Below are 24,338 nucleotides of genomic sequence, written 5' to 3'. Positions count from 1 at the left end.
ACCAACAGGTTCCCATTTCACCCCAAAGGAGGGCGCACCGATTATGAAACTCGACACCGAGCACCACCCAACCATTACCCGTGAGTGGCTTGAAACTTTTTCAGAGCGTTATCATAAGAATCCATTACGCACGCGTGTAGCTAATGCCATCCAACAACATGGCATTCAAGCGGCCGCCCTCAATACACAACATATCACTGAGATCCCCTTTACCTTTTCCCACGAAATTTCATCTGGGCCCATCACCCATCAGCGTCAAAGTGGGCGCTGTTGGATTTTTGCTGCCTTAAACACCCTACGTATCCCGTTAATGCGACAAAATAAAATTAAAGAATTTGAAATCTCCCAAACTTATTTGATGTTCTGGGATAAATTAGAAAAAGCGAATTACTTTTTGGAGAATATCTTAGAAACATTAGACGAGCCCACGGATGGCCGTCTTATGGCATGGCTGCTCCAAGCTCCGGTACAAGATGGTGGCCAATGGGATATGTTGGTCAACCTGATTCAGAAATACGGGGTCGTGCCCAAATATATCATGCCGGAAACGTTCCATAGTAGCCAGTCCATGCTCATGAACCGTTTATTAACCCTTAAACTCAGGGAAGACGCTTTTATCCTGCGGGAAAAATACCGGACAGGGGAAGACAGTTCTCAACTCTCTGAACGCAAAATGCAAATGGTCGCGGATATCTATCAAATGCTTGTGCATTTCTTAGGAGAGCCTCCCCAAAAGTTCACCTTTGAATACCGTGACGAGGACAATCAATTTCATCAAGACGTGAATGTGACGCCCCAGGCCTTTTACGACAAGTATATTGGCATTGATCTTGACCAGTATGTCAGCTTGATTCACGCTCCAACGGCGGATAAGCCGTTTGGGCGGACGTATACGGTCCAATTCTTAGGCAATGTCAAAGGAGGGCGCCCCGTTCGCTATCTCAATGTGGAAATTTCCGTACTGAAAGAGGCTGCCAAAGCGCAAATACTTGACGATGAACCCGTATGGTTTGGCTGTGACGTGGGCAAGATGTCTGACCGGACAACGGGGATTATGGATCCGGCCCTATTTGATTACGATCTTACTTTAGGGGTGCCTTTCACCATGGACAAGGGAACGCGGCTGGAATATGGAGAAAGTCAAATGACCCATGCCATGGTACTAACCGGCGTGAATCTTTTGGAGGGCAAACCGAACCGCTGGAAAGTGGAAAACAGCTGGGGAACGGAACCGGGCAATCAAGGATTTTTTGTCATGAGTGATACGTGGTTTGATGAATACCTTTATCAAGTGGTCGTTCACAAAAAATACTTATCAGACGAACTGCGCGGAGCACTACATGACGATCCGATTGTATTACCGCCATGGGATCCGATGGGTTCGCTAGCTTATTAAGCGTAACAACTTCGTGAAGCCGTAGCAAATCGCTACGGCTCCCTCTTTCTTCCTTATTTCGAATTGGGGCGGTTCCAAAACGCATGATTAGCTTGATCGCGGGCTTCCAAAGCTTCGAGACGTTGTTGTAGTCCCGGGGTCAACGCTGCAACCTGACGAATAATGTAGTTAATAAGAACAAACGGCGCGGCATAAGAATCAAATAACGAGGCACTGGCCACGGGAACCACGACCACAGGATCGGCCAAGTGAACCGCTGGCGACACCCACCGATCGGTAAACGCAGCCACTTGAATATTTTGCCGCCGCAAGCGTTCCAACCATGTCACTAACGATAAAGGATACCGTGGAAAAACCCATGCGACCACCAGCGAATCCGGATCCGGATCGAGACCAAACGTCTCCCAAACAGGTGTATTCGGAGTCGCCATTTCCACACCGTCTTTGACCTTACTCAAGAAATAGGCGGCATAGGGAATAATCGTGGACGATGCACGGGCTCCAGCCAGAATGACCCGTTTCGCCGAGGCAATGGCTTTCGCCATCGCTGCGACATGACTATCGGCCATGAGATCAGGAAGGCCTTCCAAATTTTGAATTTCCTGTTCCACTAATAAATCTTTTTGGCCTGCCCATTCGGAATGGACATAGACGGCACGTTCTGGCGTATGCCATTCTTCCCGAACCAGCCCTTGCAACGTGCGTACAAAGTCCGTAAATCCTGAGAATCCCATGGCGACACTAAAGCGAGTGATGGATGCTTGGCTCACACCAATGGCATGCGCCAGTTCACTCGCTGTCATAAATGAGGCTTCCCGGTAATGTTCTGAGACGTACTCCGCAATCTGTTGGTTAATTGATGATGTTTGTGCTGCCGCTGCTACTTGCGCATGGAATGTTTCCAAGGTGATAGCCTTTGTCCGCACGATGTTGTCTCCTAAATGTGTTTGTCAATGCCGTAATTCATCCGCATTTATTATAGAGAGCAACCTCCATAGCAGCAATCACTGCGCATCAATTTCCCGCAAAATTTGCTGCCAATTTTCATATCGCTCGCAAGCGAATACTAAAAGGGATACTCAGCAACAGTAACAATGCCGTGGTATTGAGAGCGATCTCCGTACTCGTGTGTTTTGCTAAAATGCCTATCACGCCGACAGCCAGTGCCCCTAAGGTATTGCCCACACCTAAGGTGAGTCCTGACGCCATGCCTTTATTATCCGGAAACAGGGATTGCCCCGCCACCATGACTACAGAACCGGTCGAATACAAGGCAAATCCGAGAAGACCTATCGTAATCCAAATCCATATTCCTTGTGCATGCAAAAACCACAGCAGAAAGATCGTCGACGCCACGGCTGATCCAATAAGGACGGGTTTGGCTCCAATGCGGTCGGAAATGGCACCACCTGTCATATTTCCGAGGCTCCCCACTATAAACAGGACGGATAAGAGGGCCGCCGCTTCACTCAAGGAACGATGTAGGGAGTGCCACAAAATGGGAACCAAGGTCACCGTCGCCATGCTGGCCAAATTTCTTAACATGACCACCACCAACAAGTTTCCTGAGTGCTTTAATCCTTGTCGAAACGCCGGTGTCCAAATGTGCACGGCTCGGCTTTGAGGACGAGGAGCAGGACGCATAACCCACCACATGACTCCCGCCATAACCACCCCAGGTATCGCCAGAATCCATAGCCCATGCCGGCCCCAGTACAAAAAGGCGGTAGTCGCAGCAATAGGGGCTAAAGCCCGCCCGAAGTTTCCCCCGATCATAAAGAAACTCATACCGAGGCCTTTGCGCGATTTGGCTAATTCCCCGACCAACGCTGACGCGTGCGGATGAAATGCCGCATTACCCAGTCCTGCTACTAGCAATGCCATCACAAAAATTGCGTAGGAAGGCGAAAACGCTAAGGCTGCCGCCGAGACGATGCTGCCCACCATGAGTCCCCCAACCACGAAATACCGAGTACCCACCCGGTCCGCCCATAAGCCCATCACAGGTTGTAACAGCTGCGTGGTCAATGCAGCAATCGAACTTAAAAGTCCCGCTAATGCGACAGAGAAGTGCATAGCCACCATCAAAATCGGTAGCAACGCAGGATATAAATTGGGATAAGAATCGTTTAAAAAATGGGCAAACGTAAAAAAACCGGTTTTCCAAACGCCGCGTTTTCGACTTGGTACGGCCATCGCCCCTGTGGTCACCATGGGACCGCCTTCTTTCCTCTTTTTACTGTCATTATCAGTATACTGAACTTTTTATTTCAATCAAGTCTGGATGCTAGTATTCTAAAATTATGTTTGGTTATTTGTTATGTTGTTTAACGGACGCGCAGCATTTTCCAACGCCATTCTACAACCATGACCGCTTGCTTATGAACCATCATCCCTAACCATGACCAAGACGTTGACGATGGACACGATGATGGCAATGAAAGGATAACGACTTTTTATGATTATCAAAGAAGTCTGTACACCAGGCGAATGGCAATTGTTCCGGGAACTTCTCGAAGAGTATGCCAGCACGCTAGATTTTTCTTTGGAATTCCAAAACTTTTCGACTGAAATTACCAATCTTTCCTGTATGTACGGCCGACCCTACGGCGTGGCCATATTAGCGCTGGAAAACACTGCTGCGTTAGGGTGCGTGGCTTATCGTCAGCGGGCGCCAAAGACTTGTGAAATGAAACGGCTCTTTGTACGCCCCGCATATCGCCAACAGGGCGTAGCCCGACAGTTAATTTCAAGAATGATGACCATCGCTAAGAATGACGGCTATAATGTGATGCGCCTTGATACCGTACCGTCTATGACAGCTGCCATTCATCTTTATCTCTCGTTGGGATTTCACGATATTCCGGCCTATTATTCTAATCCCGTTTTCGGCGCTCGGTTTATGGAAATCACGCTCAATCATCAGAAACATGACGGCTAAGTCATTAGCAGGCAAAAGTTTTTGGATTTTAGCCGTGATATTCAGGAAATCTTCAGATTGTAACGCGCAAAACCCTATATAATCAAAAATGAATTTTTGATGAATTTTTGATGAAACTGTCCCGGTATCAGAAAAACAAAAAAAAGGATCGTGTACATGAAGTCTCTACGCTTATTGGCTCTAGGTATTGTGGGTACAAGCGTATTAGCTGGGTGTGGACTTTTTGCCGGACAACCCGGATGGCCCACGGTGGCAGATACCCAAATTGGAGCATTAGACTGGACAAGTTATGGACTGGGCGGCACACATAATGCCGTTATCGCACCCCAAAGTCATTTCACCGCCAATTGGATTCGACAGTTCTCTCAACCCTTAATGCAACCGGCCGTCGTGCGGGGAACGGTATATGTTGGCGGGATCGGCCAAAATCCCGCGGTGTATGCTCTAGATGCGAAAACAGGGGCAACCATCTGGAAAACACCGGTCAATAATCAAATTATGACCACCCCTATTGTCGTTCATGGCGAAGTCTTCGTGGGCTCAGGTAATCATAATTATCCGATTAGTCATGTTCCCCAATATGGCACGGATATTATCCGCGGCAATGGTGCCAATGCGATCTATGCGCTCAGCGCAAAAACTGGACAAATCATTTGGGAACGCAAGACCGCTGGCGAAAATATGCCAACCTTTGTCTATAAAAACAATACGTTATATATCGCCAACGGAAGCGATGAAGTATTGGCCTTAAATGCCACCACTGGCCAAACCATATGGCGATTACCCATCGGGTCTTATGTCAGCATGTCCTCTCCTGAATTGTCGGGCAATCTCTTGTATTTCGGCGGAGCGCATCCTTTTGCGATGTATGCCGTGAACATTCAAACGCACAAAATTCAATGGATGCATCCTTTTTCTCACCCGCTAGGAGGGTCCGATGATGTCTCGCCTGCCGTATACGGGAACAGCGTTTATGCGGATGTGGTCGTAGCCCGAAATGGACAACCTCACGAAATTTTTTACGCCTTTAATGCGCAAAACGGTCATATCGAGTGGGAATTTGATGAAGGAACCGGTCCTATTCCTGAGGGACCTCATGGCGGTCCCCGAGATGAAACAGTGGCACCTTTGGTCTATAACAATACCGTCTATGTTGGCAGTCCGCTCAATAACGTCCTCTACGCCTTGAATGCGCAAACAGGGCAGTTGTTGTGGAAAGATCATTTGACCGGAACTCTGATGCAGTCTCCGATTGCCTACAATGGCGTGCTCTATGTGGGCGATACCACCGGTAAATTTTGGGCAATTAATGCCTCGACGGGAAAACAATTAGGCTATCGGCAGTTTAAAGGGCCTTTTATGCCTTCGAGTCCGGTCTTAGTCGGTCAAACGATTTTTACAGGCACCCGTTTAGGTCAGTTCATGGCCATTCCGTTATCATCCATCCGATAACGGTCCCCATAATGATAATCACGGTCGCAGGAACAGGGACACCTTTTTGCCGTTGGGATCCCTGTTCCTAGCTCTTATGGCATAATGAATACAACACAGGCTCTCATCGATCACCCCATTGACTGAGTAGGGGGTAAAGCGATAGTGAAAAACAAAAAACTGACTTCTTTGCGGTTTCATCCGTTCTTCCCCGATTTTGAACGGCCGTGGCATTATGTTGACGAGCTCATTATTAAGGCGATGAAACAGGGTGTTTTCGACAACTTGCCAGGCAAAGGGATGCCCCAATTCATCGAATCTAGTCACCATCCCGAGTATTGGGCGAATAAGCTTCTTAAAGACCACGGATATCTTCCAGAATGGGTGATATTGGGAAATGATCTAGACCGTTTTGATGAGGAACTACAAACCATTCGCGAACAGGTTTTGCAAGGAGAACCCATCACACCCGCATTACGCGATCACGTGAACACATTATGTACTGCTCGGCAAATCTTACTCCGTCTATATAATGAGAAAGTTCCAGCGCCGTCGTTGCAACGAGGCCCCAGAACTCCTGATCAATTTTTGCCGGAAGAATAAGCATGTTTGATCTAAAAAGTACGATCCCGTTCTAAATCTAGGACTACTCTATACTTAGAATGTTGCTTTGATCTATGCGTTTTGTAAATAACGTCAGAATCAACGAGACCGTACTGGATAATCCTAATGTGACGACGCCTGCTACAACAAATCCGTGAGGAAGCAATAAGGCAAATAAGGGGCCACCTAATAACGCTCCAATATTAAAGACCAGAAAAATCCAACCTGTTACCGTGCCTGCAATAGCATCGTCCACCGAATCTTGGGCCATCGTCGCAACCAAATCGACATAAATCCCCCAGCCAGCACCAAAGGAAAATGTCAAAACCGTTAAGAGTCCAATCTGTTTGGCGACCAGAAACATGCCTAAACTCCCTATCATAATGAGAAATGCCGCGGCACTCACTAAATACTTACGACCAAATCGGTCGGCTAAGTATCCTAAAGGGAAAGCACAGATTAACCCGCCTAAGCCTCCCATCGAAGCCACTTCGGCCGCTTGACTAGGAGCCAAATTTAGCCCTTTCAAGAGATAGTCCGAGTAATAGCCCAAATAGCCGAATAGGGCAATCCCAAAGAGAAAAATGGATAAGGATAAAATGACCACATTGCGGTGAAAAATGCCAGAAAATCCAATCCGCCGTTTTTCGATTTTTTTATAGGTCTTAGGAATGACCCCATAAAAGATCACCAGGGCCACAGCACTAGCGATACCTGAAATAATAAAGGGAATCTGGTAGTGGGGTAAAAACGGGGTGATGAGATACGGTCCTACGAACAGCCCTCCACCAAAAAATACCGCGAAGGCGGAAACAGCTCGGCCCCGGGTTTCGAAGAAAATGTCTCCAAGCAAAGCAATAATGGCAGGTTGAAAAATGCCGATGCCGACTCCTACTAATAAACGAGCGAGCAATAATTCCACCGGGCTCGTCACAAATCCGGTAACCACCGTAAACACTGCGAAAATAATGACCGAGCCCATTACGGTATACTTTACCGAGAATTGGTCAAACAAGTAGCCTCCGACCATACTAAAGATGGCAATGCCCAGGGCAAAGCCTGTTCCCACCTCCCCTAACAACGCACTAGACCCATGGACATTTTGTACAATATACGGAGAACCAAAGGAATACAAATTCGTATCAAAACCTTCCAAAAATGCCGGAATGGCGGAAACGAGTACGATAATAAAAAAATACAATGGGCTTTGCCGTGCGACCGAACGCACAGTTTTTTCTTTCAGATTCTTTGCGGCATGGCTCGTGTTCGTAGACATTTCGCAAACCTCCTGGCTCTTTATTCATTTTTCATCATCGCAATCAGTAACGTTCAAAACGCTTCTTGCCCTTGCGTATCACTCAGTGATAGGGATGCTGCACTGAATGCTAAAATCGTTTGCACCATAATCCATACGCCTAAGGGCATCACCGATTCCGCAAAATTGAATTGGTTATGATGATGGGGATAGGGATACTGGGGATCATGCGCACCTAAATTCCAAAACACTCCTGGCCGTTGTTGTAGGTAATAAGCAAAATCTTCCCCACCCATGCGCTCGTCGACATCAATCCAGGCATCACGCCCGGCAAAGTTTTCGACAACAGCTTTAAAAATCTTCCACTCCTCTTGGCTGTTCACTACCGACGGATAACCTTTCCGGTACTGTAGTTCCGCATGGGCTCCAAACGTTGCGGCCGTGTTCTCTACGATTTGTCTAAGGCGTTCGATGACCTTGTCTTGAACATCTGTCTTAAACGTGCGTACCGTGCCTTTGAGTTCTGCTCGACTGGGGATGGCATTATATGCCGATCCGCTCTTTACGGCACTAATGGTCAGCACGGCAGCATCTGTAGGACTGATTTGACGGGACACAATGGTTTGCATAGCCATAATCATCTGCGCCATAACCGGAATCGGATCAATGGTATGGTGTGGCGCGGATCCATGTCCGCCTTTCCCTTCAATGACAATGTCGAAGCGATCCGAGTTTGCTGACTGTACACCAAGGCGAGCGCCAATTTTTCCAGCAGGAAGTTCCGACTGTAAGTGTAGTCCCGTCACGCGGACCACGCCATCCAGCACGCCATCACGAATCATCTTCAAAGCTCCACCGGGATGCCGTTCTTCGGCGGGTTGAAAAATCAAGCGGGCCCGCCCGGAGTGCTTACCAAGGTAGTAGGGCAAAACCCGCGCCACCCCAAGTAACATGGCCGTATGTCCATCATGACCACACGCATGCATGGCTCCCTCACGCTGTGAACGGTAATCTACTTGGGAATCTTCGGTGATCGGCAACGCATCAATGTCTGCTCGCGCCAACACCATCGGACCACTTGTCCCAATATCGACAACCACTCCGGTATCTCCTGCAACCTTAGGATGATGGCCCATCGATCGTAACGTGGAAAGGATAAATTGTTGGGTGTCATACTCCTCATATCCTAATTCGGGATGGGCATGGAGATGTCGGCGCCATTGAATTATTTCTGGTGCTAAAGCCAGAATATTGTCAGGGATCATACTGTAGCCTCCTTAGGTTCTACAGGATCTACGGAATCCAAACGTTTCACAAGTTGACCTTGTTTGATCACCTGCCGACGCTCACTTGTTGTCCATAACGTGGGGGGATGATCAATAGGGTTATCAGGCAATAAAATCAGATCTGCCAAGTAGCCGGGTGCAATAAGCCCACTAGGAATATCCAATAATTCGGCGCCGTGTATCGTTGCAGCTTCCAACGCATCCCAAATGTTTAGGCCTAAATCTAAGAGATGACGGATTTCTTGCGCATTGTCTCCATGATAGTTAAAGGGCGTTCCCGCGTCGGTTCCCATGGCAAAACGCACCCCAGCACGAAATGCCCGCAACAAACTATTTTGGTGAGCTTCTTGTGCGACTTTGGCCTTTTCCACGGAATCCGGGGCAATTCCCGATTCCACACCGTGGTCAATAATTTGCTGTACAGCGGTTAAGGTGGCAACTAACGTGACGTCGCGTTTGATCATTTCTTCAATCGCCCAATCTGAGAGATAGAATCCATGTTCAATCGAATCAACCCCGGCTTTGAGGGCATTTTCAATGCCTTCTTGGGCCTGGGCATGGGCCATTGTTTTCTTTCCCCGATTTTTCGCCTCGGCGACGGCCGCGGCCATTTCTTCTACCAATAATCCTCGTTCGGTGCTTTTATCACCTGTTGACATGACGCCGCCAGATGCCATGAATTTCAAGACATCAACCCCATCACGCAACTGTCGCCGGGCTTCTCGCCGTGCATCATCCGGGGAATCGACAACAGCACCTCCTTGCCAGTGTATGTGCGGAGGAAATCCATTAGCGGGATCGGCATGCCCCCCAGTGATGGAAAATGGCGTTCCAGCCACGCGCATATGGGGTCCCACATGCCAGCCGTGCTCAATAGCCCGGCGGACGCCAACCCCGATCCCAAAAGGCGAGCCGGCGTCGCGGACACTGGTGATACCGGCATATAGAGTGCGTTTGGCGTGAACCAGGGCGCGAGCCGTCATTTCCGGAACAGATAGAGTCAAATCGTCCCATTTACTCGGATGGCCTGCTGCCGAAAAGTGCACATGACAATCGATCAGTCCCGGTAACACATAGGAGTTTTTTCCGTCTAACCGGGTTGCGCGCGGATAACGAAGAAGGACAACCTGTTCGGGCCCACTGTCACGGATAATACCATCTTGATCCCATACAAGAGCCCAAGGCTCAACACGCACTTGACGCTGAGCCACATCAACCAACCGAATGTTGTACAGTAAATAATCCACCGAACACCTCTCCTATTCTTCTCTGACTCGTGTTGTAAGTTTGAGGAATAGCCTAAGCGTACGAAGAGAATGCCTTTGCTTCCTATGTGCACGGTTACAAAAATTCCGGAGCCTTTATGTAAATCCCTACAAAACCTCAAGGGTTCACGAGGGCCCACCACAACGTTGCTCCTTATTTGTCTTGTTGTTGGTACTTTTTGGGTTAAAGGTCAGGCATGAGCTCCGGCAAATGGGAAAGACTATCCAAAAACATGGGAGATGAGTCATGCGCAAGATACCGGGAATCCTGATTGTCATCCTGCTGGTCAGTGGCTGTGGAGCAGCTGTATCGTCGCCGCATACGAAGCTTTACACATATCAACCGCAGTTGATAGCTCATGGCCAGAAAATCTTTGAACAAACCTGTGCACCCTGCCATGGACAAAATGGACAAGGGATTACAGGTCCGGCTTTGTGGGGCCCCAATTCGGCAGCAGCGGGCTTTACCCACTTTTCCGATCTGGCCTCATTTATCCAAATAAATATGCCCCAGGATAATCCAGGCTCGTTATCGCCCAGCAGCGCTCAAAGTGTCGCATCTTTCATTTGGCACCAAAATCACCGAACATGATTATTGCGAAGAGCAAAAAGCGACGATTATTTTATGAAACGTTGACCCTATGTCCCTGTGCTACACTGAATCGTAAAGGGTTTTCTAGAAAGGGTTTATCATGAATACGAAAAAACTCATGCCTTATGGTTTTTGGCCCAGTGTGTTAACCCCCGAACGGATGGTCGAATTGACGAAAGTTTTTGACGTACAGTGGGACCAAAGAGGCCATGATGTGGTGATATTTGAGAAACGAGAAGGACAGTCCCGTCTCCTTCGTATCAATCCCAATTATGGGTTCCCGCGCGATTTAATTAGTACCAATCCCGTGGTAGTCCGCGTAAATTACGGCGGTGGAGAATATACGGTCGGAAGCGATGCCGTATTTTTTGTTTCTAGAGGCCGCATTTACCGGAAACCCTTGGATGACGGATTAGCTGAAGCGGTAACCAAAGGCAATTTCCAACCAGCGTCGCCCACCTTATCACCCAATGAAGAGTGGATTTGCTTTGTATACAACAATAAAGAAGAAGATGGGTTAGCTGTGGTGCCTGCCCACCCAGGTCCCCATAAACCCGTTGTGCTATTAACGGGCTATGATTTCTTTATGCAACCTACGTGGCATCCCACCGGGCAGCAGCTAGCGGTCATAGCGTGGAATCACCCGTCCATGCCCTGGGATAGTCCGTACTTACTTTTGTTAGATGTTTCCACGGATTCACAAAGTCTTCGACTCACCCAAGTGACCGTACTGCAAGGGCCGGATCAGGGGATCTTGTTTCAGCCAGAATTCTCACCTGATGGCCGGTATTTGGCGTATGTCGGGGAAGTTGACGATCTCACCCAACTCTTCCTGTATGATTTACAAACCCATCAAACGCGCCAATTGACTCACCAAAATGGCGAATTGGCTATGCCCGCATGGCGTCAAGGAGTGCGAACCATCGGGTGGCATCACGATAGTCAGCACATCTATTACATCGTCAACGTGGAAGGCAAAATGAATGTGTGGCGCACCGATATTCATGGGCAAAATCAGGTTTGTCTCACCGCAGATTTACCGTTTGACGTTTACCGTCAAATCGCCGTCTCCCCTAAAGATAACCAGATTGCCATGCGCGCAGTCAGCACGACCCAGCCAGAGCGCATAATTGTTCTTCATGACGATATAGACACGCCCTGGCATGTCATTCGCTACACGACATCCAATGAAATTCCACAGTGTTATTATGCGCGTGCGCAAAGACTGAGATGGGGTCACGAATCTCATGTGCGATATGGCCTGTATTATCCGCCAACCCATCCTCAGTACGAAGATCAGGGTCCGCCGCCCATGGTTGTGCTATTACATGGCGGACCTACCGGCCAAGCCTTTATGATGTTTTGTGCCCAAGCTCAGTTTTTAGCCACGCGCGGTTTTGCCGTATTATTAGTCAATCACCGAGGCAGCACGGGCTACGGCAAAGCATACCGTGAAAGTTTGCGTCATCAATGGGGAATTTATGATGTGGAAGATAGCATTTCCGGGGTCGAGTACTGTATCCAGGAAGGATTGGCGCGCCGTGATGCCATTTATATTATGGGTGCCAGTGCAGGCGGTCTCACAGTGTATAATGCCTTAATTCATTATCCCGGAGTATTTCGGGCGGGAATCACTCTTTACGGGGTCGCCAATCTCTGGACTTTTTCCAATGAAACACACAAATTTGAACGGCATTATCAAGACTTTTTAATTGGCCCATTGCCGGAAGCCACCGCTGCCTACAATGACCGCTCCCCTGTGCTTCATGCCGATAAAATTCAAGATCCGGTGGCGATTTTCCAGGGCAGCCAGGATCCAGTTGTGCCACTATCTCAAACTTTGGAAATGATTGCGGCTTTGAAGTCGCATCATGTTCCGGTATTTTACCGTGTCTTTGAAGGCGAGGGTCATGGATGGCATAGTCCAAAAACCGTCGCACAGTTTTATCACGATCTTGAAGATTTTTTGCATGATTCGCTAAAATCCCCAACCGATTAAGGGATAGAGGGCGGCGCAATAACCCCGCCCTCTTTATTGTCACCTCTCGTAATCTCGTTCCTATACAATGAGAGGTCTTATCGCCTTCCAGAGGAACGAGGATAACGAAGTAAAAAGTCATGAATCTGTTTAGCGACTTCTTCGGGCGCTTCTAACATGGGATAGTGACCGGCACCCGGTATTTGGATAAATTCCGCATGAGTAATACGCTCTAAAGGTTCAACATTCGGCGATAACATCCGGTCATGTTCCCCGCGGATGACTAAGGTCGGGCAATGAATTCGAGGTAAAAGCTGATCGATATTCGTCGTCAAATTCGTATGAAGCGTTTGTTCTAAAACATGGGGATAAATCTTCTTAATAGCCTGACGTTGGATGTCGAGCACATCCGCACTGGGTGGTCTATGAAAGGCTTGCAGCCAAATTCTCTGCAAAACTTGCCCTTGCTTCTGTTCAGGAGTTCTCTGAATCAATTCTCGAACTCGTTGGAGGTGATGCTTGGTTTTGGGATCCACAGATGGGGCTCCACCACCCGGAAATGTGTCCAAAACAACGAGCGAATCAATATAGTGGCGAACCTTTGCCGCCACATACAACGAACCCGCGCCACCAAAAGAATGACCAATCAGGGTAACCGGTTTGATATTCCACGCCCGGATCAATCGCACAGTATCCCTGGCATAATCTTCAATCGCATAGCCGTGAGGTGGTTTGTCGCTATCGCCAAATCCACGCACGTCACAAATAAAAGCCTGATATTCATTCAGGGGGAGATATTTCAGCAAGGGATACCAGCTTTCTTTGGACATTAACCAACCATGTAAAAAGACCAGAGGTCTTGGCCCGTGACCGACAACGTCGAAAGATACCGAGATGTTACCTACGTACACATCCATTCGTGTTTTCCCCTTTTTCCACTCCTATTATCAGAAGGACTCGTGCTTACTCCCTAAAAAAACCGTGATGTTGACGCATTTTTCCGTTACCTGTATTTTACTTCCCTCATAGGGTGGCTTGTATCTCATCTCGTCCTAACATGTTTATGTAACCCGAGCTTCTCGTAAGGCGTTATATTCAATAGAAGACAGAGGAGGAACAAGACATGAAACGACGTTCGTTACTCATCCCAGGCAGTGCTTTAGCACTCCTCTCGTTAACGGGTTGTGGGTTGTCAGGTGCGGCCCAAATCACACCGACCCATAATGGCAGTTATAATATTTCTGGCACTGTCACGACATCGGGTGGGACCCAGACACAGCATCATTCTCCCGAGACGAGTTCCTCAGCTAACCGAACGGCACCAGGTGCGAGCAATGCCCAAGACGCTGCCTCGCCACCATCCACAACATTTTCCGCCACATCGAGTATCACCTCGCCATTCAATCCTGTGGTTCAACAAGCTATGGGGGATATCAAGAAATTTACAGCGCTCCCGTTAGAGGCCCCAGAGGTGATTCCCTCTTCGATCTATCATTTTGCTGGCGGTTATTTAACGGCTCTGACATCGACAGGACCGAATCACTGGACCGTTCATTTACGGGATACGACCCAACAAGAACCCGTCAATTCGCCCAATATCGGGCAGGTGTTAAGTTCCCTACCGAATGTCGGATCCTTTGGCATCCGGCAATTAGCGAGTAATCAAGTAGGAACCCCATCACTAGATATGACGACCTTACGTCAATTTAATCCTCTGTGGCGTCCCAATCAAAGCATTCTCAATGCAACCGGCAAGGAACACATCATCGTCGGTGGACGAAATGCGGCTTTAGAGGCTGTCGCTTATGGATTTCATGGCACTTTTAACGATGCCAAATTGACCTGGCAAGAAGGGGATTGGACGATCGAAATTACGGGTGGAAGTCCACGCTATGAACAGGACATCGCATTTAACCTGGTTAATTACTTACACGCCCATTATCTTCCCCCATTTCCCGGTCTCATCATGATTGATGTCATTAACCAAGGTCCCCAAGGCAACACCACGGCTGTGACACATATGGACTGGATTGATGGACGTTATTTAATGCATATTGATAGCCGAATTCCATCATTTCAAAATCCCGTCGATACGGCTAAAATGGCCGTTTCGTGGAATCATTATTAAGATCGTCTCGGCCGTAAATTTTGTATAATCAACTCAAGCCATGCAACAAGGGTCTTGGGAGGACATTGTGGATACAGAAGAAATTTGGGTGACGCCTCGACATGGCGCTGAACTCGCCCACTGTTCACCAAAGATTGTAGAAAATCTCATGGCCGAAGGAGTCCTTCCCATTCGGCTGGTGGCTAATCCCCACGGGTCACAATATGCGCCCATGCGGCTGATTCCGCTCAACCAATTAATTTCGTGGGTTCATACCCATCCCAAGGCGCTGAATACACGCTCAACCGTGCGGAAAGGACCGGCCACACGGCTCAGGGATGTGGCCCAGCGCCTCAGAGTACTGGATGATCAACGTCCCTGGATTAGTTTATTGCTCATCTTGCTCCACTGGGAAGGAGATTCAACGCAAATACGCGCTTCTTTAGATCAGGTTCTTCCCCTATTGTGGGATTTAACACCCCCAAGCGAACGGCAAATCCGCATGAGCCTTCATGGTCCCCTCATCCATTTTAGCTTTCCGCACATTGGTTATGCCCAGTTTGTGCATGACTGGCAACCACAAGACATATCCCTGGGTTCTGACACCCAATCAGCAAAGACGGAAGGACGATATTATGATCGCTATGTGGCACAGCGTGAACCCGCCCGCTATCCGCCAGACTTACTTTTGGCAGACCTCAAATCGGCTTTAAACCAGTTGCAGCCCAGGTGGTTTTGACATATACCCGATATTTTTCAAGAACTCGGAAAGTTCTAGGACTTGCTGGAGGAACTATCATCGCCCAGGAGATTGGCCGCAGGAATATGTCCCATCCGTCCCGATTGGAAATCCTCAATGGCTTGCAAGATTTCAGCACGCGTATTCATGACAAAGGGTCCATAAGAAAAAATGGGTTCACGAATCGGGAGTCCCCCAAGCGCTAAGATTTCCAGTCGCGGGCTCTTTGCACTTTGGACCTTATCAGCTCGCATTTGCACCACATCGCCCGCGCCAAAAACCACGGCTTCCCCTTCCTTGATGGGTACATTCTCATCCCCCGCGGTTCCCTTTCCGGAGAGGGCATAAACTATCGCACTAAACCCCTTTGGCCACAATAGACGCAACTGGGCATCAGGCTGAAGACTAATGTGCGCATATGTAATCGGGGTCCGTGTTTTCCCCGGACCGTGATAGTCTCCTAATTCCCCGGCAATGAGGCGGATAATGGCGGTGCCATCGGCAGAAGTCAATAAGCGCACGGCACTGGCCTCGATGCTCTGATACTGGGGCGGTACCATTTTCAATTTGCGCGGCAAATTCACCCAAAGCTGCACGCCGTGAAAGAGGCCGCCTTTTTGGACCAGATCCTCGGGAGGCATTTCATCATGTAAAATGCCACTGCCAGCCGTCATCCATTGTGTTGCTCCATTTGTGATCAGTCCCCCTCCGCCATGAGAATCTCGGTGCCGAAAGGCCCCGTCTAAAATATAGGTGACGGTTTCAAATCCGCGATGCGGGTGCCATGGTGCCCCTTTTGCTTCCCCCGGAGCATATTCAACAGCTCCCATGTGGTCCAGTAATAGAAACGGATCACTCATGGTAAACGGGATGTCACGAGAAGGGAACGGTCTTCTAACAGGAAATCCGGCTCCCTCTAAAAGGCTAGGTGCAGTCGTGCGGACAATCACAGGCTTGGGTCGTCCTATAACATCGGGCTCTTCAAGGCGAGGCAACAACCAAATATTGTCAGGTTCCACTGCTGGCATGACGGATCAGGCTCCTTTTCGAATTTCCGCTCTAAATCCTATTATAGACTAAAGAGCCCAATACTCTGCGAACACGCACATGGGGTTTGCTTGAATCCTGAGTGAAGCCAATAGGGACTGCCAGCGGCACATAGCCGGATCCTACCGATGAATTGACCACCGCGGTCTGATTCCAACCAATCCACCAACCATTACGCCATCCTTGCCCGATTAGATACCGTTTTACTTAATCTCCGGTCTCTTCGTCCCCGTTTGCCACAAGACACGGTCCGGCTCGATGCTGGGTACCCACTGAAGAAACCTTGACCAATTCCATCGACCAGCTTGTCGGCACTCTCCGAACCCTTAAGCGACCACCGCCACCACTATCCGCATTTCAGTTTCCGCCCGTCTCGGTGGACGGCGTGGGAATTGCTTCGTGGCACACCGCCGCGGTCGGCAGCAACTTTCCCGGATTCAAAAGTCCCACCGGATCCCAGGCGTATTTCACGGCCTCTTGAGCTGCCAATTCGCCGGGACCGAATTGTTTGATCATGTCGTCCCGCTTCTCGATGCCCACTCCGTGCTCGCCAGTAATGCTACCACCCAATTCCACGCAGACTGCCAGGATTTCCGAACCGGCCTTCCTCACCCGTTCGACCATGGCTGCATCTTTCCCGTCATATAACAACAAAGGATGCAAATTACCATCGCCAGCGTGAAATACGTTGGCAATACGGATATTGTAGCGCCGGGCAATGGTATCGATCCGAGCCAATGCTTCCGGCAGCCGGCTTCTGGGAATCACCCCATCTTGAACGTAATATTGAGGGGAAATGAGGCCCATCGCCCCGAAAGCGGTTTTCCGGTTTGCCCACCACCGATTGCGCTCCGCTTCCGACTCGGCTAAGCGGACCGCGCGCACCTTATGGGCTTGCAACACCGCCTCCACCCGACGAGCAGTCTCTTCCACTTCATGGCGTTCCCCATCGACCTCGATCAACAACACCGCGTCCACGTCTTCTGGATATCCCACCGGGTATGGTCCGCGCTCAACCGCATAAATCGCCAACCGGTCCATCATTTCCAAGGCCGCCGGAATCACCCCGGCCGCTACAATATCCGACACCGCCTGACTGGCTTCGGCAACGTCATCGAACAGGGCCAGCACGGTCTGACTGGCCGCCGGTTTTGGTGTCATCCTGAGCCAGAGCTTTGTGGCAATCACCAAAGTCCCTTCCGAGCCGATGATCAGCCCTAACCAATCGATGCCTTCAGGTTCACCAGCTAGGTTGCCGAGCCGCATCACATCGCCCTCGACCGTCACGACTTCTGCCATCACGATATGATTCAGGGTAACGCCATATTTCAAACAATGCGGTCCCCCGGAATTTTCCGCAAAATTTCCGCCGATGGTACACGCCTGTTGTGAGGAGGGATCAGGCGCATAAAAGTGGCCGTGACTCTCTAATACGCGGCTAATGACGGCGTTGACCACGCCCGGATCTACCACCACAACGCGGTTTTCCGGATCAATTTCCCAGATCCGGTTCATCCGCGATAAATGCAAAATGACGGCTCCGTTTACTGGGGTGGCCCCACCGGAGAGACTGGTGCCAGCGCCACGCGCCAAAAAGGGGATGCTCTCCCTCCGCAAAATCCGGACGATGTTGGCGACCTGTTCCGTCTCTTGGGGCAAAACTACCGCTCGCGGGGTTTCTTGCGACAAAGTATATCCATCGCAGGCGTAGGGAAGTAAGGCCATTGGGTCGGTTAACACGAATTCCGGTCCCACCATGGCTTTCAGTTCCTCAATCCAATCCAGATCTCGATTCATAGTCGTCCTCTCCTATACTAAAACGGCGTCCGGATCATACGCCTGTTTCAATCGTTGCCAGGGTCCTGTCACGATCGGGGACCTCGACGCGTCATCGAGATCCGGCCCGGAAACCACCTCGACTCCACCAAAACGTTCACGAATCCAGTGCATAATGCGGCGACAGTCTTTAGCCGGCAAGCCACCCCAAAAGGCCCCGCTTTGCCACTCCACCGCCAAAGGGCCGTCCTCCCAGACACGCATAAGATCGCCGATAACCCGACGCGGCACTGCTCCTTTTAATGTCACATCGCGTGCCAACCACCCAGGTGAAGACCACCAGGGAAGATCCTCCGCCCCGGGTCCCACCTCCCGCTGCAAAAACTCCACTGTCTTGGAAATCCCGTGCCACTCCGCCCAAAGTTTCCATGTGTCCATCTCCGGTTCTTTCAGTAGGAGGATGCTAGCCCACGGCGAAGCCCAGTTCAATAATTGATCGGCCTGACGACTTAGGGTCTCCCAATCCCCCTTCCAAATCCAGACGCGGCGGACGGAAGGACGCGGACTAACTTTCAAAGTAACCCGCGTAATCACCCCGAAAACGCCACGGGAGCCGAGAAACAACCGGGGCAAGTTGTACCCCGCCACATTTTTCACCACATGGGCCCCGGCCTCTATCGCCCCAAACCCGGGGGTCAGCACCCGAAGACCGAGCACGCGATCGCGGAAGGGACCATATCCGCCCCGCCAGATACCGTCAAGGCCGGCCGCCACCACGCCGCCGATCGTATCATCAAAGCCATCGGCCATGGTCAGTGGAATCCATTGACTGCAAGCCGCCAGATGATCATTTAATGCGGAAATCGTCATCCCGGCTTCAACGGTTACCACCAGATCGGCTGGCTGGTAGGCCACCACGCGGTCCCAGTTTGCCAATGATACGATCTCTTCAGTCGCCGCACTCTGGCTAGAGCGGATACGAAATCCCCGTCCGAGCACGCGTATACGGTAATCATGTCGTTTTGCCTCGGCAAAGCGAGCCATTAACGCCGCTTCCCGTTCTTCCATTGCTGCTGTTAATTCCACTATTTCCCCGCCTTTTCGTTACCCGATGTCGACATTCGCTCGCCGAGCCAGTTCGTAAATTAAGATGGAGTGATCCTTATCGCCAAACCCCTGCGCCAACAGACTGTTCATCATATCGTGAACCGTGGCTGTTAAAGGAATCGACACGTCGAGTTGCTGGGCAGCCTGAAGAGCAATAGCCAAATCCTTTCGGTGCAGCTGGACCCGAAACCCCGGCTCGAACCGTTGCTCCAACGCCCGTTGACCATGGACGTCCAATACCCGACTTTGAGCAAATCCGCCCAACAAAGCTTGTCGTACGCGGCCGGGATCCACGCCTGACTTTTTAGCCAAAACCAGCGCCTCTCCAACCGCCTCAATCGTCAAGGCTACGACAATCTGGTTACACGCCTTAGTGACCTGACCAGCACCAGCATCCCCGGTGTGCACAATATTTTTCCCCATGGCCTGAAATATCGGTCGGGCCCGTTCAAACGCCTCGACACTGCCGCCCACCATAATGGATAACGTGCCCGTCTTGGCCCCGATATCCCCGCCCGAGACGGGGGCATCCAAACTATCAGCACCGCGTTCCACGGCCGCCTGATGGATCCGGCGGGCAATAGCTGGGCTGGCGGTCGACATATCAATCAGTAGATGTCCTGGCCGTACGCGGTTAAACACTCCGTTCGCCCCAAAATAAACGGATTCGACATCGGGCGTGTCAGGCAACATGGTGATAATGACATCGGCAGCATCCGCAGTGGCCGCCGGACTGTCTGCGGCCACTGCGCCTTCCGACACCAACGACATCTCTTTGTCACGGGTTCGGTTGTGTACAGCGAGCGGAAATCCGGCCCGCAACAGATTCATTGCCATCGGGGCTCCCATAATCCCTAGTCCGATAAACCCTATTCGCGGTTCTGTCATCATTTTCGCTCCTTACCCTGCAAATTGTCCGTTTTGATAAAGCCGCCACCACTCTAGACTGTCCTCGGTTCTTCCCTGCGGAATATACTCTAGTCCGATATAGCCGGTATACCCCGCCTCGTCCAGGGCCGAAAAAATCCGCTTGTAATTTAGCTCGCCGGTTCCCGGCTGATGCCGACCCGGATTGTCCGCAATTTGGATGTGCCCGATATGTTCCCTTAATGTCCGGAATGTTCCGATAATCTCCCCTTGCGTCCTTTGCAGATGATAGATATCATATTGAATCTGAATGTTGGACCGGCCGACCTCGCGAATCAGATCAATCACTTCTGAGGTCCGGTTAAGAAAAAATCCCGGAATATCGTACGGATTGATGGGCTCCAGCATCAGCGTAAGATGAGCTTTAGCCAGCTCGTCCGCCGCATAGCGCACATTGTCCCGCAAGACAGCCCAAGCCTCAACTTCTGGCAAATCGTCCGGTCGGCGGCCGGCTAGACAATTTAACCGCTGCACACCGAGTGCCGTTGCATAACGGATGGCCTCCGCCACCCCCGCACGAAATTCCGCACGGCGGTCTGGCAAAATCGCTATGCCACGTTCCCCGTGTTCCCAGTCACCGGCCGGCAAGTTAAACAGCGCAATGGTCACTGCCGCTTCCCGGGCAACTGTTGTGACTGCGTCCAACCCGTCCGAATATGGGAACAAAAATTCCACGGCATCGAATCCGGAGACCCGGGCCCGGCCGAAGCGCTCCAAAAACGGTACATCGGTATATAACATCGTTAGATTCGCGGCAAATTTCAGCATAATATCCTCTATCCTCCTCGTTGGTTATTCCTTCTGGGGCGTCAGGAGTTCCGGTTCACGATCAATGACCGGCCCAAATTCTCGGATCTGATCCAACGCCGGGCCCATGGCGGCATCCGCTTCCCGCTGGATGAAAACTTCCACCAGGACTGGCAATCGGTGTGCTTCGGCTTCCCGCCGCGCCCAAGCTAATGCTGGCTCTAGCTCATGGGGCGCGGTCACTCGCCGGCCTAGGCCGCCCATCGCCTCGACCATGGCCACATTATCCATGCCCATCCCGTCGTTATGGTCGTAACTGATATCCACCCCATAATTCATTTGGTACTGATATTTGGACGGCTGGCGAATCAGCCCCAGGTACCCGTTGTTAAGCATCACCATCACGAAAGGAATGCGATATTGGACGGCTACAGCAATCTCTTCTACCAAAAATTCGAAGGAATAGTCACCGACTACCGCGACCACTTCTTGTTGCGGGCGCGCCAACTTTACCCCGATGGCCGCCGGAATTTCCCACCCTAACGGTCCTGCCTGACCACACACCAGATAGTGACGCGGCCGGTAAACGCGTTGAAACTGTCCAGACCAAATTTGATACAGACCAATGGCGGTCGTGAACACCGTATCGGGACCGAAAGACAGATTGATTGCCTTAAAGACGCGTGCGGGATGAATGGGGACCGTTTCAATATCCATGACTCGGTCATAGCTATCCCGGAGCACCTGCACACGGTCTACCCAATCACTGGGACTCTGCGGAGAAACCCGGTCACGAACTTCGGTCAATAACGCCCCCAAGGCCAGTTTGGCGTCGCTCACAATTCCCAGCGTCGGTTCGATAATGCGTCCAATTTGCCCCGGATCGACATCAATCTGAATAAATTGCCGGTCTCGGGTGTAGATCGCCAGATCGCCCGTGTGACGCTCCGCAAATCGTGCCCCGACCGCCAGCACGAGATCAGATTCCAGAAAGACGCGGTTGGCTGACCGCGTGTGGGTCTGAATGCCCACGGTGCCGACGGCCAACGGATGATCGGCGGGAATCACTCCCCATGCCATTAACGTCGGCGAAACGGGAATTTGAAGATATTCGGCCAATTGGCGCAAAAGATTCTCCGCCTTGGCAGTGATGACCCCGCCACCGGCTAAAATGAGAGGCCGCCGGGCTTGAAGTAATAGGTCAACGGCGCGGCGAATAGCTGCCGGATTTGGTGGTGTGCGAAAGACTGGCAACGACTGGTCAATCGACGGATCATAGAGAATTTCCGCCTTTTGCACGTCAAGTGGCAAATCAATATGCACCGGACCCGGTCGGCCTTCGCGGGCAATTCGGAAGGCCTCACGAAACACCCAGGGAATCTGGGCCGGCTCCATGACCAAAAAACTTTTCTTCACCACGGGTTTGACGATATTGACGATATCGACTGCTTGAAACCCTTCACGGTGTAATTGTGACCGCGGCACCTGGCCAGTAATCGTGATCATGGGTATGGAGTCAGCCCACGCCGTATACACTCCGGTTACCATGTTGGTTCCCGCGGGCCCGGAGGTGCCAATGGCTACGCCCACCCGGCCAGTGATCCGCGCCCATCCATCGGCCATATGGGTCGCTCCTTCCTCATGTCGGGCGGTGACCGATTGAATACGGTCTGAAACCTTCGATAAGGATTGATAAAGAGGTAATATCGCCGCACCCGGAATCCCGAAAACGGTCTCAACCCCTTCATCGATTAAAATTGAGACCACCGCGTCCATTGCCGGCATTTTCCGCATGATTACATCCCGCCTTTCTATGATTCCCCTGTCGGGGTCAATCCCGTGTCAGATACCCCGCTCGTTGATACGCATGCCACACCAAATCAACCGGATGAACCGCGGACGGCCTCTCTGTCCCCCGTTGAAGACCGGATTGGATATGCATAAGACATCCAGGGTTGGCAGCCGCGACCCACTTTACACCTGGGGGGATATCTTCGAGTTTTCGTTCGAGCAATTTTTGCGCCATGTCCGGATGCGTCAGGTTATAAATCCCCGCCGATCCGCAACAACGATCGGAATCCGGCATCTCCAAAATGGCGTATCCGGCCCGTCGCAAGAGTTCCCGTGGTTGCTGGCGGATGCCTTGGGCATGGGCCAAATGACACGGATCGTGTACCGTCACCCGTTCCGGGCCAGGCTTCTCCTGGGGCAACGGCAAATCGGCAAGCACGACCGTCGCGTCCACCACCGCGTCTTGAAACCGCCGTGCCCGTTCATGCCAGGAATCGGACGGAGGAAAGAGTTCGGCATACTCTTTCAACATTGCGCCGCATCCGGCTGCATTTACCACGACCGCATCAGCGCCCGACTCCTCAAAAGCTCGAATATTTTCGCGGGCCCATTGCCGGGTGACTTCGGGGACGCCACCATGCATGTGAAGCGCCCCGCAACAACGCTGCTCTTGGGGAATGACCACCCGGACGCCGCCCATTTCTAGCAGGTCTTGGGTATGACGATTGGTGTCGGCATACACCGCATCCATGATGCATCCGACAAACAACATCACCTTCCGGGTGGCAATCGCCCTTTGGGACACTGGTCTAATCCGGCTCAAGCGTCGCGGCAACCGAACTGGCACGCCTCGGGCAAGCGTCATCACGGCCGGAGGCATAAGACGAAGGCGTGCAATCAACGCCCTGACGCCGGGTTTTTGACTTAAGCGGACCAGCCGCTGAAACCATCGCAATCCGGCTGGTGATCCGAGCAAAAACGTCATAGGCCGTGCCAACCGGCGAAATAAGCGCATAGCTTCAGGTCCCCGGTCTCCGAGAATTGGAGCCGTTTGTGCCCGCCACGTCTCGACCATATGTCCCGTCGCGACATGGGAGGGACAGACCGACTCGCAGGCCCGGCAATCCAAACAGTCATCCAAATACTGCATGGCATCAGGATTGAGCAGACTCGGATTGTCCCGAATGTGTTCAAGCAAGAACACTCGCCCACGCGGCGATTCGGCTTCCATTCCCGTTATTTGATAAGTCGGACAAGCCGATAAGCACAATCCACAGTGCACACACTGGCCCGTATCCACAAGAGACCCCCTTCCGTTTCATCATACGAAACGACGTTTTGCTAAATGGA

At 51.1% G+C, this 24,338-nt stretch carries 21 protein-coding genes; 8 read left to right on the top strand and 13 right to left on the bottom strand.

The genetic code is table 11. The features are described from left to right. Positions 1-43 precede the first annotated feature (43 nt). Positions 44-1,396 carry a C1 family peptidase gene (locus tag B8987_RS15190; RefSeq protein ID WP_020372988.1) on the top strand — a complete coding sequence of 451 codons (1,353 nt, stop codon included), beginning with the start codon at positions 44-46 and terminating at the stop codon, positions 1,394-1,396. 53 nt (positions 1,397-1,449) lie between these two features. On the opposite strand, the gene B8987_RS15185 is transcribed toward B8987_RS15190, so the two are convergent. Continuing rightward, on the bottom strand, positions 1,450-2,322 hold the full coding sequence (locus tag B8987_RS15185) for a MurR/RpiR family transcriptional regulator (protein WP_020372989.1): 873 nt from the start codon (positions 2,320-2,322) through the stop codon (positions 1,450-1,452). A 118-nt stretch (positions 2,323-2,440) separates the two neighbouring features. Then, positions 2,441-3,610: an MFS transporter gene (locus B8987_RS15180; RefSeq protein WP_028963630.1), complete on the bottom strand. Its 1,170-nt coding sequence runs from the start codon at positions 3,608-3,610 to the stop codon at positions 2,441-2,443. A gap of 244 nt (positions 3,611-3,854) precedes the next feature. Here B8987_RS15180 and B8987_RS15175 point away from each other — a divergent pair, with 244 nt between their 5' ends. The 3 genes from B8987_RS15175 (at position 3,855) to B8987_RS15165 (ending at position 6,371) form a co-directional block, all read left to right on the top strand. Further along, the gene (locus B8987_RS15175; protein WP_020372991.1) at positions 3,855-4,337 is read left to right on the top strand and encodes a GNAT family N-acetyltransferase; all 483 of its coding nucleotides are present in this window, start codon (positions 3,855-3,857) and stop codon (positions 4,335-4,337) included. A gap of 156 nt (positions 4,338-4,493) precedes the next feature. Further along, on the top strand, positions 4,494-5,789 hold the full coding sequence (locus B8987_RS15170; RefSeq protein WP_084661683.1) for an outer membrane protein assembly factor BamB family protein: 1,296 nt from the start codon (positions 4,494-4,496) through the stop codon (positions 5,787-5,789). Between the two features lie 144 nt (positions 5,790-5,933). Continuing rightward, positions 5,934-6,371: a DnaJ family domain-containing protein gene (locus B8987_RS15165; RefSeq protein ID WP_020372993.1), complete on the top strand. Its 438-nt coding sequence runs from the start codon at positions 5,934-5,936 to the stop codon at positions 6,369-6,371. A 43-nt stretch (positions 6,372-6,414) separates the two neighbouring features. On the opposite strand, the gene B8987_RS15160 is transcribed toward B8987_RS15165, so the two are convergent. From B8987_RS15160 to B8987_RS15150, 3 genes are read right to left on the bottom strand one after another with little or no spacing between them, the layout of a single operon-like run. Then, entirely contained in the window at positions 6,415-7,647 is a 1,233-nt protein-coding gene (locus tag B8987_RS15160) for an MFS transporter (RefSeq protein WP_020372994.1), read from the bottom strand. 53 nt (positions 7,648-7,700) lie between these two features. Then, positions 7,701-8,891, bottom strand: a complete 1,191-nt coding sequence (locus tag B8987_RS15155; RefSeq protein ID WP_020372995.1) for a M20 metallopeptidase family protein — start codon at positions 8,889-8,891, stop codon at positions 7,701-7,703. Further along, complete coding sequence (locus tag B8987_RS15150; RefSeq protein WP_084661682.1) at positions 8,888-10,159, bottom strand: metal-dependent hydrolase family protein; 1,272 nt, start codon at positions 10,157-10,159, stop codon at positions 8,888-8,890. The genes B8987_RS15155 and B8987_RS15150 overlap by 4 nt, the downstream gene beginning before the upstream one ends. Positions 10,160-10,424: 265 nt before the next feature. Here B8987_RS15150 and B8987_RS15145 point away from each other — a divergent pair, with 265 nt between their 5' ends. Both B8987_RS15145 and B8987_RS15140 read left to right on the top strand, forming a co-directional pair. Next, positions 10,425-10,769, top strand: a complete 345-nt coding sequence (locus tag B8987_RS15145; RefSeq protein ID WP_020372998.1) for a c-type cytochrome — start codon at positions 10,425-10,427, stop codon at positions 10,767-10,769. Between the two features lie 100 nt (positions 10,770-10,869). After that, a complete protein-coding gene (locus B8987_RS15140; protein ID WP_020372999.1) occupies positions 10,870-12,768 on the top strand; it encodes a S9 family peptidase in 1,899 nt (632 codons plus the stop codon). A 77-nt stretch (positions 12,769-12,845) separates the two neighbouring features. On the opposite strand, the gene B8987_RS15135 is transcribed toward B8987_RS15140, so the two are convergent. After that, on the bottom strand, positions 12,846-13,664 hold the full coding sequence (locus B8987_RS15135) for an alpha/beta fold hydrolase (RefSeq protein ID WP_020373000.1): 819 nt from the start codon (positions 13,662-13,664) through the stop codon (positions 12,846-12,848). Between the two features lie 206 nt (positions 13,665-13,870). On the opposite strand from B8987_RS15135, the gene B8987_RS15130 reads away from it, so the two are divergent. Both B8987_RS15130 and B8987_RS15125 read left to right on the top strand, forming a co-directional pair. Then, positions 13,871-14,875, top strand: a complete 1,005-nt coding sequence (locus tag B8987_RS15130; RefSeq protein WP_020373001.1) for a hypothetical protein — start codon at positions 13,871-13,873, stop codon at positions 14,873-14,875. A 67-nt stretch (positions 14,876-14,942) separates the two neighbouring features. Then, positions 14,943-15,593, top strand: coding sequence for a hypothetical protein (locus tag B8987_RS15125; RefSeq protein WP_084661681.1), 651 nt, complete (start codon positions 14,943-14,945; stop codon positions 15,591-15,593). 35 nt (positions 15,594-15,628) lie between these two features. Here the strand turns inward: B8987_RS15125 and B8987_RS15120 are convergent, their stop codons facing one another. The 7 genes from B8987_RS15120 to B8987_RS15090 form a co-directional block, all read right to left on the bottom strand. Then, a complete protein-coding gene (locus B8987_RS15120) occupies positions 15,629-16,621 on the bottom strand; it encodes a pirin family protein (protein WP_028963636.1) in 993 nt (330 codons plus the stop codon). A gap of 376 nt (positions 16,622-16,997) precedes the next feature. Beyond that, positions 16,998-18,437 (bottom strand): FAD-linked oxidase C-terminal domain-containing protein, encoded by a 1,440-nt coding sequence (locus tag B8987_RS15115; RefSeq protein ID WP_020373004.1) that lies wholly within the window; start codon positions 18,435-18,437, stop codon positions 16,998-17,000. A gap of 12 nt (positions 18,438-18,449) precedes the next feature. Further along, positions 18,450-19,502, bottom strand: coding sequence for an FAD-binding oxidoreductase (locus B8987_RS15110; protein WP_020373005.1), 1,053 nt, complete (start codon positions 19,500-19,502; stop codon positions 18,450-18,452). An 18-nt stretch (positions 19,503-19,520) separates the two neighbouring features. Continuing rightward, positions 19,521-20,414 carry a 2-hydroxy-3-oxopropionate reductase gene (locus B8987_RS15105; protein WP_100217794.1) on the bottom strand — a complete coding sequence of 298 codons (894 nt, stop codon included), beginning with the start codon at positions 20,412-20,414 and terminating at the stop codon, positions 19,521-19,523. A gap of 9 nt (positions 20,415-20,423) precedes the next feature. After that, positions 20,424-21,218, bottom strand: coding sequence for a hydroxypyruvate isomerase (gene hyi / locus B8987_RS15100; protein ID WP_020373007.1), 795 nt, complete (start codon positions 21,216-21,218; stop codon positions 20,424-20,426). A gap of 24 nt (positions 21,219-21,242) precedes the next feature. Next, positions 21,243-22,991 carry a glyoxylate carboligase gene (gcl, locus tag B8987_RS15095; protein ID WP_020373008.1) on the bottom strand — a complete coding sequence of 583 codons (1,749 nt, stop codon included), beginning with the start codon at positions 22,989-22,991 and terminating at the stop codon, positions 21,243-21,245. 37 nt (positions 22,992-23,028) lie between these two features. Further along, complete coding sequence (locus B8987_RS15090) at positions 23,029-24,288, bottom strand: (Fe-S)-binding protein (protein WP_020373009.1); 1,260 nt, start codon at positions 24,286-24,288, stop codon at positions 23,029-23,031. Between the last annotated feature and the right edge of the window lie 50 nt (positions 24,289-24,338).

The organism is Sulfobacillus thermosulfidooxidans DSM 9293 (assembly GCF_900176145.1).
Classification (GTDB): domain Bacteria; phylum Bacillota; class Sulfobacillia; order Sulfobacillales; family Sulfobacillaceae; genus Sulfobacillus; species Sulfobacillus thermosulfidooxidans.
The sequence above is the reverse complement of the archived record's forward strand: the minus strand, read 5'-3'. Positions and strand labels throughout refer to the sequence as shown.

What these genes read in the sequence shown, in the direction of transcription:
- B8987_RS15140 (WP_020372999.1), top strand. Translation starts at nt 10,870, where the DNA reads ATGAATACGAAAAAACTCATGCCTTATGGTTTTTGGCCCAGTGTGTTA.
- gcl (WP_020373008.1), bottom strand. Translation starts at nt 22,991, where the DNA reads ATGCGGAAAATGCCGGCAATGGACGCGGTGGTCTCAATTTTAATCGAT.
- B8987_RS15120 (WP_028963636.1), bottom strand. Translation starts at nt 16,621, where the DNA reads ATGCCAGCAGTGGAACCTGACAATATTTGGTTGTTGCCTCGCCTTGAA.
- hyi (WP_020373007.1), bottom strand. Translation starts at nt 21,218, where the DNA reads ATGCTGAAATTTGCCGCGAATCTAACGATGTTATATACCGATGTACCG.
- B8987_RS15105 (WP_100217794.1), bottom strand. Translation starts at nt 20,414, where the DNA reads ATGATGACAGAACCGCGAATAGGGTTTATCGGACTAGGGATTATGGGA.
- B8987_RS15145 (WP_020372998.1), top strand. Translation starts at nt 10,425, where the DNA reads ATGCGCAAGATACCGGGAATCCTGATTGTCATCCTGCTGGTCAGTGGC.
- B8987_RS15190 (WP_020372988.1), top strand. Translation starts at nt 44, where the DNA reads ATGAAACTCGACACCGAGCACCACCCAACCATTACCCGTGAGTGGCTT.
- B8987_RS15160 (WP_020372994.1), bottom strand. Translation starts at nt 7,647, where the DNA reads ATGTCTACGAACACGAGCCATGCCGCAAAGAATCTGAAAGAAAAAACT.
- B8987_RS15180 (WP_028963630.1), bottom strand. Translation starts at nt 3,610, where the DNA reads ATGGTGACCACAGGGGCGATGGCCGTACCAAGTCGAAAACGCGGCGTT.
- B8987_RS15155 (WP_020372995.1), bottom strand. Translation starts at nt 8,891, where the DNA reads ATGATCCCTGACAATATTCTGGCTTTAGCACCAGAAATAATTCAATGG.
- B8987_RS15170 (WP_084661683.1), top strand. Translation starts at nt 4,494, where the DNA reads ATGAAGTCTCTACGCTTATTGGCTCTAGGTATTGTGGGTACAAGCGTA.
- B8987_RS15130 (WP_020373001.1), top strand. Translation starts at nt 13,871, where the DNA reads ATGAAACGACGTTCGTTACTCATCCCAGGCAGTGCTTTAGCACTCCTC.
- B8987_RS15115 (WP_020373004.1), bottom strand. Translation starts at nt 18,437, where the DNA reads ATGAATCGAGATCTGGATTGGATTGAGGAACTGAAAGCCATGGTGGGA.
- B8987_RS15175 (WP_020372991.1), top strand. Translation starts at nt 3,855, where the DNA reads ATGATTATCAAAGAAGTCTGTACACCAGGCGAATGGCAATTGTTCCGG.
- B8987_RS15135 (WP_020373000.1), bottom strand. Translation starts at nt 13,664, where the DNA reads ATGGATGTGTACGTAGGTAACATCTCGGTATCTTTCGACGTTGTCGGT.